This window comes from Streptomyces sp. NPDC007929 (assembly GCF_042959065.1).
Lineage (GTDB): Bacteria > Actinomycetota > Actinomycetes > Streptomycetales > Streptomycetaceae > Streptomyces.
Map to the genome: position 1 here is coordinate 443,476 of NZ_JBIBKD010000005.1, position 15,319 is coordinate 458,794.

Annotated in this window: 17 protein-coding genes; 8 read left to right on the forward strand and 9 right to left on the reverse strand. The window is 73.8% G+C overall.

The window, feature by feature from the left end; all coding sequences use genetic code 11:
- Positions 1-17: 17 nt before the first annotated feature.
- The gene (locus tag ACFZDE_RS19450; protein ID WP_390998837.1) at positions 18-392 is read right to left on the reverse strand and encodes a DUF6479 family protein; all 375 of its coding nucleotides are present in this window, start codon (positions 390-392) and stop codon (positions 18-20) included.
- Between the two features lie 126 nt (positions 393-518).
- Between ACFZDE_RS19450 and ACFZDE_RS19455 the strand changes: the two genes are divergently transcribed.
- Positions 519-1,406: a hypothetical protein gene (locus tag ACFZDE_RS19455; RefSeq protein ID WP_391200999.1), complete on the forward strand. Its 888-nt coding sequence runs from the start codon at positions 519-521 to the stop codon at positions 1,404-1,406.
- A 62-nt stretch (positions 1,407-1,468) separates the two neighbouring features.
- On the opposite strand, the gene ACFZDE_RS19460 is transcribed toward ACFZDE_RS19455, so the two are convergent.
- Complete coding sequence (locus ACFZDE_RS19460) at positions 1,469-1,831, reverse strand: DUF1304 family protein (protein WP_391201001.1); 363 nt, start codon at positions 1,829-1,831, stop codon at positions 1,469-1,471.
- A gap of 653 nt (positions 1,832-2,484) precedes the next feature.
- Here ACFZDE_RS19460 and ACFZDE_RS19465 point away from each other — a divergent pair.
- From ACFZDE_RS19465 to ACFZDE_RS19475, 3 genes are all read left to right on the forward strand, one after another.
- Positions 2,485-3,741, forward strand: coding sequence for a serine hydrolase (locus ACFZDE_RS19465; RefSeq protein WP_391201003.1), 1,257 nt, complete (start codon positions 2,485-2,487; stop codon positions 3,739-3,741).
- 69 nt (positions 3,742-3,810) lie between these two features.
- Positions 3,811-5,736 (forward strand): glycine-rich protein, encoded by a 1,926-nt coding sequence (locus tag ACFZDE_RS19470; protein WP_391201005.1) that lies wholly within the window; start codon positions 3,811-3,813, stop codon positions 5,734-5,736.
- Positions 5,737-5,915: 179 nt separating this feature from the next.
- The gene (locus ACFZDE_RS19475) at positions 5,916-6,500 is read left to right on the forward strand and encodes a TerB family tellurite resistance protein (protein WP_391201007.1); all 585 of its coding nucleotides are present in this window, start codon (positions 5,916-5,918) and stop codon (positions 6,498-6,500) included.
- 19 nt (positions 6,501-6,519) lie between these two features.
- Here the strand turns inward: ACFZDE_RS19475 and ACFZDE_RS19480 are convergent, their stop codons facing one another.
- Positions 6,520-7,392: a serine hydrolase gene (locus ACFZDE_RS19480; RefSeq protein ID WP_391201009.1), complete on the reverse strand. Its 873-nt coding sequence runs from the start codon at positions 7,390-7,392 to the stop codon at positions 6,520-6,522.
- Positions 7,389-8,339, reverse strand: coding sequence for a LysR substrate-binding domain-containing protein (locus ACFZDE_RS19485; protein ID WP_391201011.1), 951 nt, complete (start codon positions 8,337-8,339; stop codon positions 7,389-7,391). The genes ACFZDE_RS19480 and ACFZDE_RS19485 overlap by 4 nt, the downstream gene beginning before the upstream one ends.
- Before the next feature lie 114 nt (positions 8,340-8,453).
- Between ACFZDE_RS19485 and ACFZDE_RS19490 the strand changes: the two genes are divergently transcribed.
- Genes ACFZDE_RS19490 through ACFZDE_RS19505 form a run of 4 tightly spaced genes read left to right on the forward strand, consistent with a single transcriptional unit; the run spans position 8,454 to position 12,165 of the window.
- The gene (locus ACFZDE_RS19490) at positions 8,454-10,094 is read left to right on the forward strand and encodes a penicillin-binding transpeptidase domain-containing protein (protein ID WP_391201013.1); all 1,641 of its coding nucleotides are present in this window, start codon (positions 8,454-8,456) and stop codon (positions 10,092-10,094) included.
- Positions 10,095-10,122: 28 nt separating this feature from the next.
- A complete protein-coding gene (bla, locus tag ACFZDE_RS19495; protein ID WP_391201015.1) occupies positions 10,123-11,121 on the forward strand; it encodes a class A beta-lactamase in 999 nt (332 codons plus the stop codon).
- Positions 11,118-11,480, forward strand: coding sequence for a DUF952 domain-containing protein (locus ACFZDE_RS19500; protein WP_391201018.1), 363 nt, complete (start codon positions 11,118-11,120; stop codon positions 11,478-11,480). Before bla ends, ACFZDE_RS19500 begins: the two co-directional genes overlap by 4 nt.
- A gap of 4 nt (positions 11,481-11,484) precedes the next feature.
- Complete coding sequence (locus tag ACFZDE_RS19505) at positions 11,485-12,165, forward strand: DUF4328 domain-containing protein (RefSeq protein WP_391201019.1); 681 nt, start codon at positions 11,485-11,487, stop codon at positions 12,163-12,165.
- Here ACFZDE_RS19505 and ACFZDE_RS19510 read toward each other — a convergent pair.
- From ACFZDE_RS19510 to ACFZDE_RS19530, 5 genes are all read right to left on the reverse strand, one after another.
- On the reverse strand, positions 12,116-12,979 hold the full coding sequence (locus ACFZDE_RS19510) for a putative RNA methyltransferase (protein ID WP_391201022.1): 864 nt from the start codon (positions 12,977-12,979) through the stop codon (positions 12,116-12,118). The two genes, ACFZDE_RS19505 and ACFZDE_RS19510, sit on opposite strands and share 50 nt — an antisense overlap.
- 276 nt (positions 12,980-13,255) lie before the next feature.
- Positions 13,256-13,789 carry a hypothetical protein gene (locus tag ACFZDE_RS19515; RefSeq protein WP_391201024.1) on the reverse strand — a complete coding sequence of 178 codons (534 nt, stop codon included), beginning with the start codon at positions 13,787-13,789 and terminating at the stop codon, positions 13,256-13,258.
- Positions 13,773-14,264, reverse strand: a complete 492-nt coding sequence (locus ACFZDE_RS19520) for a sigma-70 family RNA polymerase sigma factor (RefSeq protein ID WP_390998875.1) — start codon at positions 14,262-14,264, stop codon at positions 13,773-13,775. The genes ACFZDE_RS19515 and ACFZDE_RS19520 overlap by 17 nt, the downstream gene beginning before the upstream one ends.
- Positions 14,261-14,875 carry a class F sortase gene (locus ACFZDE_RS19525; RefSeq protein WP_391201025.1) on the reverse strand — a complete coding sequence of 205 codons (615 nt, stop codon included), beginning with the start codon at positions 14,873-14,875 and terminating at the stop codon, positions 14,261-14,263. The genes ACFZDE_RS19520 and ACFZDE_RS19525 overlap by 4 nt, the downstream gene beginning before the upstream one ends.
- Positions 14,872-15,204, reverse strand: coding sequence for a sortase-dependent protein (locus tag ACFZDE_RS19530; RefSeq protein ID WP_391201028.1), 333 nt, complete (start codon positions 15,202-15,204; stop codon positions 14,872-14,874). The genes ACFZDE_RS19525 and ACFZDE_RS19530 overlap by 4 nt, the downstream gene beginning before the upstream one ends.
- Positions 15,205-15,319: the final 115 nt, after the last annotated feature.

Consider the following 15,319-nt stretch of genomic DNA (forward strand, 5'->3'; position numbering starts at 1 on the left):
CGTCTGCGGTCTCAGGGTCATGTGCGGCCGAGGCCGCCGCCGCCGAAGGAACCGCTGGACCCCGGCGACCAACGGCGCGGTTTCTGGTCCTTTCCGGTCCTGGTGCTCGCGCGGTGGAGCTCATGGGGCATGAGCCGCTGCCCGTCGCGCGTCACGACCGGCACGTCGTCGGGCTCCCGCATCTCCCGCATCTCGCGAACCGGCCCGCCGTCCGGCATCTGCGGCTGTTCTTCCGGGGCGGGGTGATGGATGTCCTTGTCCATGACCCGCATCCCGACCCGCACGGCCCAGATCAGCGCACAGGCCACGATCAGCCCGCCGACGAAGGCGATGGCCACGGCGACAGCGTGATCTGACGACGCCGCCAGTTCTGCATACGTTGCCGTATTCATGCCCCAAGTATCGCCGACGGAATGAGATAAAGCGCCCGGAATGCCCGCCGGTATGCCCGGCAACCCGGAACGCGCCGGTGACGACCTCAGGGGGACACCCTCCGTTCCCCACACGAGGAGATCACCATGCGCAGACAGCTCGCGCGGCTGCTCACCGTGCTCGCGATCCTCGCTGCCGCGTTATCCGTGCCGGGCATGGCGTCCGGCACGACATCCCGTACGACGTCGGGGCCCGCGTCCGGTTCGGTGCGGGCCGCCGACGAGTGGAATCCGCCGGCCCACCTCTCCCAGCCCCTGAACGAGGTGTGGAACCACGTCTCGTCGACCTACCCGGACCTGTACGGATTCCGGAACTACGGCTGGGACCAGGTCATGGCCAACCGGGGTAACGTCAACTACTGCGTGCGCTGGGAGTCGGACGCCCCGGTCAGCGCCGCCCTGCGCGACCGGATCCACGCGGCGCTGAAGCGGCAGTTCGGCAAGTGGATGTCCGCGATGGTGGTGAACGGCAAGGGGCACAACGCCTGGCCGTACACCAGTGTCCCGGTCAACATCGTCGGCTGGGCCGTGAAGAACCGCTCCACCCTCCAGTGGAGCGACAACTCCGTCGACATCTACAGCGGCGTCCTGGACAGCGCCGGCGCCCCGCAGTGCGCCCCGGACTGCGGGCGCTTCTTCCACCAGGACGGCGACTACTCGAAGTGCCCGGGCGGCGCCACCCGCCACTACGACCAGTCGCTGTGGCTGACCAAGGGCTTCGGGGGCGGTGCGGGCGGTGACTGGGGCCAGCGCATGGGCCAGGAGTACTTCACCGGCGCCCTCGGGCAGGAGAACATCCACATCTACCTGCACGAGGTCGGCCACACCTTCGGCCTCGACGACTTCTACGACTGGTCGCCGACGGGCCAGTGCTGCTTCCTGATGAAGGCGGGCAGCGCCGCGCAGATCACCGAGTTCGACACGTGGATGCTGCGCGACTTCTGGCGCCACCTGAAGGGCCGCTACGGCTTGTAAAGGTCCGGCCCTGGTCCTGGTTCTGGCCCTGATTCTGGTCCTGGTCTTGGTTCTGGTCCGGCTCAGTGCGCGAGCAGGACCAGGACCAGGGCGGCCAGTGCCGGGACGGTCTGGACGAAGATGATCTTCCGGCTGGCGGTGGCGGCGCCGTAGATCCCCGCGATCGCGACACACACCAGGAAGAACACCGAGACCTGGAAGCCCACCGGGTCGGACGCGACCGCGCCCCACACCAGACCGGCGGCGAGAAAGCCGTTGTAGAGGCCCTGGTTGGCCGCCAGGGCCTTGGTCTCGGCGGCGAACTCGGCGGTGGTGCCGAAGGCGGCCCGGGCCCGCGGCGTGGTCCACAGGAACATTTCCAGCACCAGGATGTAAGCGTGGAGCGCGGCGAGGGCCAGCACCGCGAGCGTGGCGACGGTCGACATGCGCTCATCATCACAGCACCGCCCCGTCCCTCCTCGTTCGGGCCCTCCCCGGAGGCGCCGCGGGTCCCGGACTGGCAGATTGCGCCCAGAGGAAGGCCGGCCCCGGCCGTCGCGTCCCCGCGTGTGCCGCTCGGGAGCCGGGACCGGCCTTCCCGCCTGCTCCCGTAGGGCCGCGGGCCCGTGTGCCGCAAGTCCGTGCCAAACCCGGACCGCCATCCCCTGGCGCCGCACGACCACCGCCCCCGCCCGGCCATCACCGGCCCTCGCCCGGCCATCACCGGCCCTCGCCCGGCCATCTCCCCCCCCCCGCCCGGCCATCTCCCGCCAGCGCGGCCATCGCCCGCTCACGCGGAGGAGCCCCCCCCCGCCCGGCACGACGCCGCCGCGCACCGCGCACCGCGCACCGCGCACCGCGCACCGCGCACCGCGCGCTGCGCGCTGCGCGCGGTCTGTTGGTCACCCCTCATGCCCGAGGCGGCCTTGCCGTGCCCGGGGTCGGGCCTGCTGGCGGTGCCGCGCGGTCCGCGGCCGGTTTTCGATCATCCCTTCGAAGGATGTAAGGACCGTCCGCCACCCATGACGATGTTCCCGACCTGTTCGAACATTCGCGGTCGACAAGCGACACAGTCGAACACCACGGAAGGGACAAGCAGTTGCGTATCGCACGGCTCCTCGGAACCGTTCTGGGCACCACCTTGCTGACCACCACCGTCGTGCTGACGGCCCCCGCGCAGGCGAGCACACCCGCCGGCCGGGACACCGCCGCCCTGGACCGACCCGGCCTGCGTGACTCGCTGGACGCGGTCCACGAGGCGGGTATGTACGGGGTCTTCTCGTCCGTACGGGACGGCCGCGAGCGCTGGAGCGGGGCCTCGGGCGTCGCCGACGTGGCCACCGGACGGCCCGTCACGCCGGACATGCGGCAGCGCGTGGGCAGCATCAGCAAGACCTTCACCGCCGTCGGCATCATGCAGCAGGTGGAACGCGGCCGGATCCGGCTCGACGCACCCGTCGGCGACTACCTCCCGGACCTGATACCCGGGGAGCGCGGCCGGGAGATCACCGTCCGCATGCTCCTCAACCACACCAGCGGCATCGGCGACTACATCGTGAGCGCCTTCCCCTCCCTCGCCAAGAACTCGACGGACAGCCTCGAAGAGGAACGCTTCCGCTCCGTACGCCCCGCGGAACTCGTCCGGATGGGCCTCGCCGCCCCCGCCACCGGCCGCCCCGGCACGGTCCCGGGCTCGTACTCGAACACCAACTACGTCGTCGCCGGGCTGCTCCTGGAGAAGGTCACCGGCCAGAAGGCCGACACCTACCTCGCCCGCCACGTCATCGACCGGGCCGGGCTGCGCCACACGTACCTGCCGCGCACCCCGTACATCAAGGGCCCGCACCCGCGGATGTACGAGTCCTGGTTCGGACTGCTCGACCCGCCCCGCGACTTCAGCATCTACGACATGTCGTGGGCGTCCACCGCGGGCTCGGTCGTCTCCACCACCGACGACCTGAACCGCTTCTACCGCGCCCTGCTCGGCGGGAAGCTGGTCACGAAGACGTCGCTGGACGAGATGACGCGCACGGTCCCTGTCTCCGGCATTGACTACGGCCTCGGCATCTACTCCCTCGAACTGCCCGGCTGCGGCCGCTTCTGGGGCCACGACGGGGCGGTGTTCGGCGCCGGCACGATCGCGCTGTCCAGCCGTGACGGCAAGCGCCAGGTGGCTCTCGCGCAGAACCTGATGAAGTACCAGGAGCTCGACGAGAACGGCCGCCCCAAGCAGCACCCGATCGACGACGCCATGGCCACGTACATCGTCCGGGCGCTCTGCACGGACGCCCCCGCGTCCGGAATCAACCATTCTCGGTTGACCAAGAGTCTCAGGTTTGATCAGCTGTCCCACTAGTCATGTTCGATTCTGATCGAGCACTTCATGGCTCCCTGGGGGGAGTTCGTGACGAGTTGGGGAGTTTCCTTGTCGCATCACCGTTCCGCCGTGCCGCGCCGCGCCCGTTTCCGGCGCGGCGCCGCGGCCCTGACCTTCGTGGCGCTGAGCGCCGGCACCGCCCTGACGGCAGCGCCGGCCGCCACGGCCGTCGGCAGCGTGGCACTGTCCGGGAAGGCGTGCGCGCCGACGGAGGGCTTCTCCGGCTGCCGCCTGTTCGTCCCGACCGACGCCGAACAGGCCTTCACCGTGCCGTCCGGGGTGACGAGCCTGGACGTCCGGGCCTGGGGAGAGGGCGGCAGAGGCAACTCCATGGCGTACGGCGGTGCGGGCGGCTTCGTCGCCGGCACCCTGAAGGTCACCCCGGGCGAGGCCCTGAGCCTCGCCGTCGGCGGACCCGGATTCGGTGACGCCCTCGCAGGCAAGGGCGTCGGGGGCGGCGAGCGCGGCGGCAACAGCAGCGCCGTCCGCACCAGCGGCGGCTCTCCGCTGATCGTCGCCGGGGGCGGTGGCGGTGGCGGCGGCGACATGGCCCACGGCCAGGCAGGCGCCGCGGGCGGCGAGAACGCCCAGGACGGCAGCGAGAAGGACCGCGGCGGCAAGGGCGCCACCGGCGCGCGGGGCGGCGCGGGCGGTGGCAACGGCGTCGCGGGCGCCGACCACGCCAAGGGCGGCGCCGGAGGCGACGGCGGCGCGGGCCGCTACGGCGGTGGCGGCGGCGGTGCCGGATACGCGGGCGGCGGTGGCGGCACGGGTGCCGAGACCGGCTCGTCCACCGGCAACGACCCGGCCACCGGCAGCGGTGGCGGCGGCTCCAGCTTCGCCGAACCGGCCCGGGTCGACGACGCCCGGCTGGTCGTCGGCAGCAACTACACCGCGCCGGAGAAGAAGGACCCCTTCTGGGCCCCCTCCGACAACCCGATCGACTCCGGGGTCGCCGAGGGCGGCGTCAACGCGCCCGGCGGCCCGGGCCGGATCGTCCTGCAGTGGCGGCAGGCCACGGCCGTCGACCGTCTGGTCCAGGTCTCCGGCACCGATGTGACGACCCAGCCGGGTGTCGACGTCAGGCCCCTGGCCGTGGCGGCCCGGGACAAGGACGGCGAGCCGGTCGGCGACACCTCGGTGACCTTCACCATCGAGGACCCGGACGGTCTGAAGCCGCTCTTCTACCTCACCGGCGGCCCGGACGACGACGAGACCGTCGTGACGACCGATGCCCGGGGCCGTGCGCAGACCCCCTGGATCGGCCTGGGCAGCCGCAAGGAGGGCTCATTCACGGTCCGGGCGAAGACCCTGGGCGCGGAGACGGTCTTCACCGTGCGGGTCAAGGAGTCGCCGTTCACCGTGAGCGTCGGCGGCGGCAACGAGCAGAAGGCCGGGCAGGGAGAGGACTTCGAGGACGCGCTCGTCGCCCGGGTGGTCAAGTCCGGCGCGACGGCACCGGCCGGCACCGAGGTGGAGTTCCGCGTCGAGGACACCGCCGAGGGCGCTCCCCGTTTCGAGGGCGAGGACCGGGTCGTCCGGGTGAAGACCGACGGCTCGGGCAGGGCGACGGCCCCGACGCTGACCGCCGGTGAGGGCACGGGCACGTACACCGTGGCCGCGTCGGTCGGTGACGCCATGACCCAGTTCGCGGTCGAGGTCGTCCCCGGTGAGGGCTCGCCGGAGCCCGGACCCGGCGACGGGTCCCCCTCCCCGTCCGCGAGTCCCACGAGTGACGCGAGCCCCTCCGTGGAGCCGAGCCCGTCGACCAGTACCGGCACCTCCGGTACGACCGGCGGCGGCACCTCGACCACGGGCGGCACCTCCACGGACCTCGACGGCGGCAGCCTCGCCTCCACCGGCGCGGGCGGCATCGGCCTCCTCCTCGCGGCGGCGGCGGCCCTGGCGGCGGTGGGCTTCGCGGCGTTCCGCCTCGCCCCCCGCCTGAAGCCCAGCTCACGCGACAACGCCTGACGCTCCGCTCACGTGACCGCACCTGACGCTCTGTCACGAAGGCCGCCCGCACCCCCTTCCGGGTGCGGGCGGTCTCCGTTTCGTTTTGCGGAAACTTTGCCCGGGGGCCGGGCGTTGGACGGGTGTGCGCACGTGAGCGGGTGCGCCGGGTGAGGCCTACTAGTACCGAGGTGACGTCAATGGCAATGTGGGACCGGCTCAAGGACCAGGCCAAGGCTCTCCAGCAGGGGCAGGGCGGACGGGGCGCGGCGACCGGTGGGCACGGCAGCGGTGGGCACAGTGCCGGTGGCCACGGCAGCGGTGCGGCGAGGTCCGGTGGCGGTGGCAAGGCCGAGCTGGTCGGCCTGCTGAAGACGCAGCTCGGGTCGTTGAAGAACGAGCTGAAGAGCGGGGCGTACCGGGACGCGAGCATGGCGATGTGCGCCCTGGTCGCGGCGGCCGACGGGAGTGTGGACCCGGCCGAGCGCCAGCAGGTCGAGTCGATGATCCTCAGCAACGACGTCCTGCAGAACTTCCCGCCGGAGCAGCTGCGGACGCGTTTCAACAAGCATGTGGACCAGCTGACCGCCAACTTCCAGCACGGCAAGTCGGAGGCCATGCAGGAGATCGCCAAGACCGCCAAGAAGCCCACGGAGGCCAGAGCGGTGATCCAGACCGGCATCGTCATCGCCGGCGCGGACGGCCACTTCTCCCAGGCCGAGGCGGCGGTCCTGCGCGAGGCCTGTGCGGCGCTGGGGGTGAATCCGGCGGAGTTCCAGCTCTGATCCGGCGAGGCCGGGCGGCTCAGGGAGCGCGCAGGGCGTCCACGGCCAGGCGGGCCGCCGTGCCGATGACGGCGTCGGCGGCGGGCAGCAGCGCGGAGGTGCGGGCCGTGCGGGTGAAGACGGCGACGGCGTAGCGGCCCCCGTCGGGGTATTCGACGACGCCGACCTCGTTGCGCACGGTCGGCAGGCTGCCGGTCTTCCCCGCGACGTGCACATCGTCGAAGGGGAAGCCGGAGGCCAGCCGGTGCGGCCACACCTGGAGGCCGAGGATGCGGCGGACGGCCGCCCCGTGCTCGGGCGTGCACGCCTCGTCACGCCAGACGGCGGCCAGCAGCCGGGTCATGTCGCGCGGGGTGCTGCGGTTGGTGCGGGCCGGGTCGAGGGCGCGCAGCCGGGAGACCACGAGCGGGTCGGCCAGGGACCCGGCGCCGCCCGGCCCGGCGTCCTCCTTGATGGTGGCGAGGAGTTCGCCGAAGCTGTGCACGGCCAGGGTGCGGCTCAGGCCGAGGCGGGCCGTTGTGCGGTTGACGGCGTCGAGACCCACGCGTTCCAGCAGCAGGTCGGCCGCCGCGTTGTCGCTGACCGACATCATCAGGTAGGCGAGGTCGCGCAGGGACAGCCGGGCGCCGTCGAGCATCGCCGCGAGGCCGGTCGGGCCGGTGGTTCGGGCGCGCGGGGAGCACTCCACCTGCTCGGTGAGGTCCAGGAGTCCGGCGGCGGCCTGTTCGTGGAGCGTGACGAGCAGACACAGCTTGTGGACGCTGGCGGTGCAGACGGGCTGGTCCGCTCCGGCGTCGAGCTGCGCGCCGGAGTCGATGTCGAGGGCGTGCAGCCGTCCGGTGACCCCGGCGTCGGCGAAGGCCGCGTGGATGCGGGCGAGGGCGTCGGTCACAGCCAGTACTCCGAGGCCGGGCGCAGATGCAGCGGGCGGGCGGGCAGATCGGGGCTCGCCCCGGCGGTGTCGCGCAGCGCCCGCGTGGCGGCGTCGGTGAACGCGGCGACGGCGGCGTCCCCGCGCCCACCGGGCCAGGCCACGGAGTGCCGCAGGGCGAGCGGGGCACCGGTGAGGGGCCGCCAGACCACGCCGGGGGCCGGGCCGGGCCGCTGGTCGCTCTCCCCCTGGCCGTGCGCGTCGCGCGGGCTGAGCGCCACCGCCCGCGCCGACAGCACCAGGCCGCGGACGAAGCTGGTGCCCTGGGCGTGGCGCACGGCGGGTGGGGTGTAGCCGTTGCGGGCGCAGGCGGTCAGGAGGTCGTCGTAGACGGCGGGGGCGCCGGCCCGGGGGAAGAGGATCAGGTCGTAGCCGGTGAGCGAGGCGAGCGGGACCTCGTCGAGCCCGGCCGCCGCCGCGTCCCGGGGCAGCAGGACGCCCAGCTCCCGCCGCAGCACCGGGCCCAGCTCAAGGCCGGAGACGTCGCAGGGGTGGTGGATCAGCCCGACGTCCAGTTCGTGCGCGGCGAACCGCTCCAGCTGCTGGGCGGTGGGCAGTTCGTGCAGTTCCAGTTCCAGGCCCGCGGCGGTGCCGGAGAAGCGCGCGAGCAGCGCGGCGACGGTCTCGCCGGACACGTCGGGTGGCAGCGCGGCCCGCAGCAGGCCGGTCTCGCCGTCGCGGATACGGCGCGCGGTGGCCATCAGCGCCTCGGAGCGGGCGAGCACCTCCCGGGCCTCGGCGAGCAGCAGCGTCCCGGCCTCGGTGATGGTCACCTGCCGGCTCGTGCGTTCGAAGAGCCGGACGCCCAGGTGTCTCTCCAAGCGCTGGATGCGCTGCGAGAGCGGCGGCTGGGCGATGCCGAGGCGGGCTGCGGCACGGCCGAAGTGTGACTCTTCTGCAACAGCCACAAAGCACTCCAGGTGCCGCACCAGGTCCACGAGCAGCAATCATATCGGCTGGATATTGATCCGACATCGATACCGGTCTTGGACAGAGTGCCCGGCCGCTGCTGTTCTCGGCCCATGGACACTCACGTCGACCACTCCAGCGTCACCACCGGCGGCCCGGGGCCGCGCCGGAGGACCGGGCGGGCCCTCGTCGCCGGGGCGGTGGTGCTGGCCGCCGTCGCGGGCGGGGCGTACGCGGCCGGTCTCGGGCCCTTCGAACGGGACACCGGGCCCGACCCGGCGGCCGGGAAACAGGCCCGCGCGTTCCTCGCCGACTGGGCCGCCGGCCGCACGGAGAGCGCGGCGGGCCGTACGACCAGTCCCGGCACGGCGCGGCGGGTGCTGGACAGCTTCACCACCGGACTCGACATCGACGAGCCCGAGCTCACCGCGAAGCCCGCGACCGAGACCGGGGACGGCACGGTCGCGGTGCCGTTCACCGCGCGGATGCCCGTCACGGGCCTTGGCACCTGGACCTACGAGTCGAAGCTGCCGCTGCGCGAACAGGGCGACGGCACCTGGAAGGTGGACTGGCGGCTGTCCCTCGTCCACCCCCGCCTGAGCGACACCGAGAAGTTCCGCCTGGAACGGGAGGAGACCGAGCCGCCCGAGGTCACCGACCGGGGCGGCACGCGGCTCACCGGCGACGCCTTCCCTTCCCTAGCGCCCCTGATGACCCGGCTCGCCGGGGGCGGCGAGGAGTCCGGCGCACGCGGCGCGATCCGCCTGGTCGACCGGACCACCGGCGAGGTGGAGCGCACGGAGGCGTCCTTCGGTGCGAAGACGCTCCGGGCGGACAAGGGCCCCGCCCGCACGACCCTCGACGCCGACTGGCAGTCCGCCGCCGAGAAGGCCCTCGCCTCCCGGGCGCAGGGCAAGAACGCCGCGCTCGTCGCCCTGCGCATCGACGACGGCGAGATCCTGGCCGTCGCCAACTCCCCGTCCACGGGCTTCAACCGCGCGCTCTCCGGCACCTACGCCCCCGGCTCCACCTGGAAGATCGTCACCAGCAGCGCCCTGCTGATCGAGGGCGCCGTCGCCCCGGACGACGTGGTGGACTGCCCCAAGTACCTCACGGTGGGGAAGAGGTTCCAGAACGTGGAGCTCTCCGCGCACCCGGGGGCCACCTTCCGCAAGGACTTCACCGAGTCCTGCAACACGGCCTTCATCAGCCTGCGCGACCGGCTCGACGACGGACGGCTGGGGGAGGTCGCGCGCACGTACTTCGGGGTCGGCCAGGAGTGGCACGTCGGGGCACCCACCTACGACGGCTCGGTGCCGGTGCCCAAGGACGCGACGGAGAAGGCCGCCTCGATGATCGGGCAGGGCCGGGTGCAGGCCAACCCGCTGATCATGGCGTCGGTGACCGCGACCGCCGTGTCCGGCACCTTCCACCAGCCCTCGCTCACCGCCGGCACCGAGGACGGGACGCGCACCACCCCGCTCCCGCCCAAGGTCGTCACCCAGCTGCGCGCGATGCTGCGCGCCACCGTCACCGACGGCACCGCGAAGGTCCTCGCGGACCTGCCCGGCGAGATCGGCGCGAAGACCGGCACCGCCGAGGTCTCCGACGACCAGGACAACAACGGCTGGCTCGTCGCCCACCGCGGCAACGTCGCCGTCGCCTGTGTCGTGGAGGAGGGCGTCACCGGCGGCGGCTCGGCCGGGCCGATCGTCCACAGCCTGCTGTCCACGGTCCCGGACGACTCCGCGTGAGCGCGGCCCCACCGGTGAAGGAGCCCGAATGATCCCCGACCGGAGCGTACCTCCCTCGCGCCGTGCCCTGCTGGCCGCCGCGGCCCTGCTGCCGCTCGCCGCCTGTGGCACGGACGAGCGGCCGGCCGACCACGCGAGGCTGCGGAGCACCGCGCCGCCCACCGGTTCGCCGTCCGGCAAAGCCGGTGTCCACCGCCCCCGGCTGGCGGATCTGGAGCGCGAGTACGGCGCACGCGTCGGGGTCTACGCCCTCGCGACCGGTACCGGTGCCACGGTCGAGCACCGGGCCGGTGAACGCTTCGCGTTCTGCTCGACGTTCAAGGCACTGGCCGCCGCCGCGGTCCTGCACCACCGCTCCGCGGCCGGGCTGGACCGCCGTGTCACCTACACCGAGGCCGACCTGCGCTCCACCGCGCCCGTCACCGGAAGGCACGTCGCGACCGGGATGACCCTGCGTGAACTCTGCGACGCCGCCGTCCGCTTCAGCGACGGCACGGCCGGCAACCTGCTGATGCGCGACATCGGCGGCCCCGCCGGACTCACCGCCTACCTGCGCGGGCTCGGCGACACCACGAGCCGGATGGACCACTACGAGCCCGAACTGCACGACGTGCCGCCGGACGACCCCGCCGACACCACCACCCCGGAGGCGATCGCCGGCGACTTCCGCGAACTGCTCCTGGGCACCGCCCTGCCCGCCCGTGAACGACGGCTCCTCATGGGCTGGCTGGAGCGCAACGCCACCGCCGTCGGGGCCCGCCGCATCCGGGCCGGGCTCCCGGCGGACTGGAAGGTGGCCGACAAGACCGGCACCGGCGACCACGGCCGGGCCAACGACATCGCGGTCGTCCACCCGCCCCGCGGCGGCCCGCTCGTCCTGGCCGTCATGACCGACCGGGCCGCCCGCACCGCCGAGCCCTCCGACGCCCTGATCGCCGAGGCGACCCGGCGCACCGTCGCCGCCTTGAAGCTCCCGGGCCTCCCGGCGCTCCCCGGGCGCCCTTCGCCGTCTATAACGGGGCCATGATCTATCACGTCGTACCGCGCACCGCCTGGACCACCGCCACCGGCCCCACCTACGCGCCCGGCTCCCTCGCCGAGGAGGGCTTCGTGCACTGCTCCCCGGACGAGGCGACCACACTGGCCGTCGTCAACGCCTTCTACCGGGATGAGGCCGGGCCCCTGCTGGTGCTCGCCCTCGACGAGACGCGGCTCACCGCCCGGGTGGAGTGGGAGGCGGCGGCCCCGGCCCCGCCGCCCGGGGTCAGCGGGGCCACCCTCTTCCCGCACGTGTTCGGCCCCCTCGACCGGGACGCCGTCGACCACGTCCTGGAAGTGCGGTTCGACGGGGAGGGACGGGCCTCGGAGTTGCGTACGGCAGGATGATCGAGTGATCGAACAGAACTCCACCCCGGCCCCGCCCGGCCCCGTCCTGCGCCCTGTCCGGGGAGCCGCCCGCTGCGCCGTCGCGGCCCTCGCCCTGGCCGCGCTCGCCTGGGTGGCCCGGGCGGTCTGGCACCTCCGGCTCTCCCTCGCGGGGCAGCCGGCGTCCGGCCCGCCCGACCAGGGCGAGGGCGTGCACCGCCCGCTGAACGCGCTGGAGGACTCCTACCACCTGGTCGCCTCCTTCGGCAGCGCCGTCACGGCCGTGTGCGCGCTCGCGTTCCTGTTCTGGCTGGACCAGGTGCGGGACAACGCCAAGACCCTGTCGGGCACGGCCCCGCGCTACGGCTACCCCTGGCTCTGGCTGGGCTGGATCGTGCCCGTCGTGAACCTCTGGATACCCCGGAGCGTCGTCGCGGACGTCCACCGCTCGGTCTTCCCCGAGCTGCGGCTGCCCGCCGTCGTCAACTGGTGGTGGGGCCTGTGGCTGGCGGGCCTGGCCGGCGGCGTGGGGATCATCTACGCCGACGACACGGACGAGGTCATAGCCCGTGCCTACAGCGAGGTCTGGCCCCTGCTCGCCGCCGACCTGGTGATCGTGGCGGCGGCCGTGGCCGCCGCCCTCATGATTCACACGCTCACGACGGCCCAGCGGCAGCGCCTGGACGCGGGCGGTACACCGACGTGACGAACGAGGCGGTGACCCTCACCGGCGTCGCCATCCGCGCCACCCGGTCCCGCAGTTCCGCCGCGTCGATGTGACGCGCGGCCGGGCTCATGGTCATCAGGGCGGTGACCTCCCCGGCCGTGAGGCTCATGGAGTACTCCAGCGGCTCGGCCCGCTCGCGCCGAAAGCGCGCCCCCAGGGTCCGGCGCAGACGGTCCTCCTTCAGCGGGTCGACGTCCGGCAGCCCCGTGAGCACGCGCAGTTCGCGCAGATGGCGAGCCGTGGGGGTGACCACGAGCAGCGCGCCGTCCGGGCCGAGGACGCGGTGGAACTCGGGCCCGTTGCGGGGTGCGAAGACGTTGAGGACGAGGTCGGCGCAGCCGGTGCGCACCGGCCACGGCCGCCATACGTCCCAGCCGGCCGCCTCCGCCCGGGCATGCGCGCGGGCCGCCGCGCGCAGGGCGGGCACGGAGCTGTCCAGCCCCAGCCCCAGGGCCTGGGGGAGGGCGTCCAGCACGGCCGCGAGGTAATGACCGGTGCCCGCCCCGGCGTCCAGGACGGTGGCGTCCGGCGGGGCCAGTTCCCCGGCGAGTCCCGCGAGGGTACGGGCCAGCGGTTCGTAGTGCCCGGCGCTGAGGAACGCGGCCCGGCCGCGGACCATGTCGGGGGAGTCGGCGCTCGGCGCCCGCCGGTGGCCGGTCAGCAGGCTGACGTAGCCGTGGCGGGCGATGTCGAAGGTGTGGCGCCGGGCGCAGCGCAGGGCGCCGTCGGCGCGCCGCAGGGCGGCCGGGCACAGGGGGCAGGTCAGGACGGACAGGAGTCGGTCGGAAGGCAAGGGTGCTCCTCGGAACGCGGCGCACCGCGGTGGGGCGGTGATGCGCGCGCGGGCGGCGGACGGTGAGACGTCGGCGCCCGCCGGCCGGCTCGCCGTGAACCGGCGGCCGGGGGGCGGGTACGCCGAGGACGGCGACGTGAGCGACTCACGTCGCCGTCCTCACCGCGGCGTCAGAGGAAGCAGTGAGGCAGGGCGTTGCATGCCAGTGCCATACGCCCAGGCTACCGGGTGCGGAGGCGACGGGCGGGGGCTGACCCCGGCGGCCTCCTGCGCAGGTCAGCGGCTGCTGTCCGTCGTACCGCGGTCTGTGCTCGTGCGGGCGCTGGACGGCACCGGCCGCACCGTTGTGGGCGCGGTCGACGGGATGCGGGACACGGCCGCCGGGCCGCTCTCCTCGTCGGTGGCCGGGTCGCTCGTGCCCGGCCGGGGCAGGCCCGGGGCCGACGGAGGGGAACCCGGCGGACGGGACTCCGAGGGGCGGGAGTCCGACGGAGACGGCGCGGGGCTGGGGGACGCCGAGGGGGTGGGCGGCGCCGTCCTGGAGGTGGGCGGGGCCATCGGAATCGTCGGGGTCGCGGGGCGTTCGGGTGCCGTGTCGCGCAGGGGTACGGCGATGAGGGCGGCCGCGACACAACACAGCCCCGCCCCGGCCGCGGTGCGCAGCAGACGGCGGCGGCTCGCCCGGCGGCGGATCGTCTCGAACTGGCCGGGAGGCGCGCCCAGGTAGTCGGGGGAGGAGGGGCGCAGGATCACGGCGAGCGGGTCGTCGGCGCCGGACTGCGGGCCGTCGTCGTCAAGGCGTGTGGTCAAGGCTTCTCCTCAGGTGGGCGCGGAGCAGTTCCCGGGCCGCGTGCAGGTCGGCCTTGACGGTTCCTTCCTTGCGTCCGGTCAGCGCGGACACCTCCCGGATCGGCATGTCAGCGTAGTAGTGGAGGAGGATCGGGACGCGCAGTCGCTCCGGCAGCGACTGCACGAGCAGCCGCACCGAGGGATCGGCCTGTTCGGGGTGGGGGCGTACGGCGGCCTCCGAGGTGACGCGGTGCATGGCCCGGCGCTCGCGCTCCAGTTTGCGCCAGTGGTCCCGGACCAGGTTGGCCGCGGTGACGTAGAGGAACCCGCGCGGTTCCTCCACGGACGTCCAGCGGGCCCAGAGCCGGGTGAACGCCTCCGAGGCGATCTCGTGGGCCGTCCCGTCGTCGTCGACGAGCCGGCGGCACCAGCCGGCGAGGCGCGGGTAGAGGGCGGCGAACAGCTCGGACGCCGCCTTCTCACGGGACCGTTTCAACGCTCTCCAGAGGTGGGGGACTTCGTGCCGCTCAGCGCCGCGAACACGATCACGTTGTCCGCATAGCCGTCGCCGGTCCGTGCTCCGCCGCAGGTGATCAGCCGCAGCTCCGGGCGGTCCACGTTCCCGTAGACGTCGTCGGCCGGGAAGTCGGTTCTCGGGACGGTCCGCACCGCCGTGACGGCGAACTCCGCGGCGGTGCCGTTCTCCAGGCGCGCCACGATCCGGTCGTCCCGGCGCAGCCGGTCGAGCCGGCGGAAGACGCCGTCGCCGTACGAGCCGACCGTGACATGGCCGAGGATCACCGACGGCCCGTTCGCGCCGGGCGTCGGCGAGTGCCGGTACCAGCCCGCGCGGTCGTGGGCCGTGACCGGCGGGACCCGCACGGTGCCGTCGGCCGCCAGCCCCAGCCGGATGACCGGGGTGTCTACGCCGATGGCCGGGATCAGCAGCCGGACCGGGACCGAACGGGCCAGGGGGCGGGCCCGCTTCGCCGGGACCGGCCCAGTGGCGTCCGCAGGCCGGGATTCAACGCCCTCGTGGCTCGTGCACGCCGTCAGCAGGGACGCCAGCGCCCCGGCCGTGAACGCGCGCCTGGAGAACGAGCTCATGCCCCGGTCGCCCGGCGGCGGCGCACGACGAAGACCGTGCCGCCGCCCAGGGCGAGCACCGCGGCGGCGCCCGCGCCGACCGCCGTGCCGCCGGTCCCGGACGAGCCGGCCGCCGCCACACCGGTGTCGGGCGCGCCGCTCGGCCGGACCGACACCTGGTCCTCGGCCGGGGCCCGGGTCGGCTCCGCGCTCTGCGCGGGACGGGTGGAGGGCGCGGCGTCCGAGGCGACCGGGCTCGGGGTCGCGGGCCCGTCCGCGAACGCGGGCCCGCCACCCAGCAGTACGGCGGTGCCCGCGAGGGCCAGGACGCTCAGGACAGTTCGGCGCATGGAATCGCACTCCTTCGTCGGTCCGCCCGACGGTCGGCGGGCGGGGTGACAGTTCGTGCGGAGAGACGAGGGGGCGGCAGGACGGGTTGTAAAAGGATGGCAAAGCCCGGGCCGG

What these genes read in the sequence shown, in the direction of transcription:
- ACFZDE_RS19450 (WP_390998837.1), bottom strand. Translation starts at nt 392, where the DNA reads ATGAATACGGCAACGTATGCAGAACTGGCGGCGTCGTCAGATCACGCT.
- ACFZDE_RS19455 (WP_391200999.1), top strand. Translation starts at nt 519, where the DNA reads ATGCGCAGACAGCTCGCGCGGCTGCTCACCGTGCTCGCGATCCTCGCT.
- ACFZDE_RS19460 (WP_391201001.1), bottom strand. Translation starts at nt 1,831, where the DNA reads ATGTCGACCGTCGCCACGCTCGCGGTGCTGGCCCTCGCCGCGCTCCAC.
- ACFZDE_RS19475 (WP_391201007.1), top strand. Translation starts at nt 5,916, where the DNA reads ATGGCAATGTGGGACCGGCTCAAGGACCAGGCCAAGGCTCTCCAGCAG.
- ACFZDE_RS19490 (WP_391201013.1), top strand. Translation starts at nt 8,454, where the DNA reads ATGGACACTCACGTCGACCACTCCAGCGTCACCACCGGCGGCCCGGGG.
- bla (WP_391201015.1), top strand. Translation starts at nt 10,123, where the DNA reads ATGATCCCCGACCGGAGCGTACCTCCCTCGCGCCGTGCCCTGCTGGCC.
- ACFZDE_RS19500 (WP_391201018.1), top strand. Translation starts at nt 11,118, where the DNA reads ATGATCTATCACGTCGTACCGCGCACCGCCTGGACCACCGCCACCGGC.
- ACFZDE_RS19525 (WP_391201025.1), bottom strand. Translation starts at nt 14,875, where the DNA reads ATGAGCTCGTTCTCCAGGCGCGCGTTCACGGCCGGGGCGCTGGCGTCC.
- ACFZDE_RS19530 (WP_391201028.1), bottom strand. Translation starts at nt 15,204, where the DNA reads ATGCGCCGAACTGTCCTGAGCGTCCTGGCCCTCGCGGGCACCGCCGTA.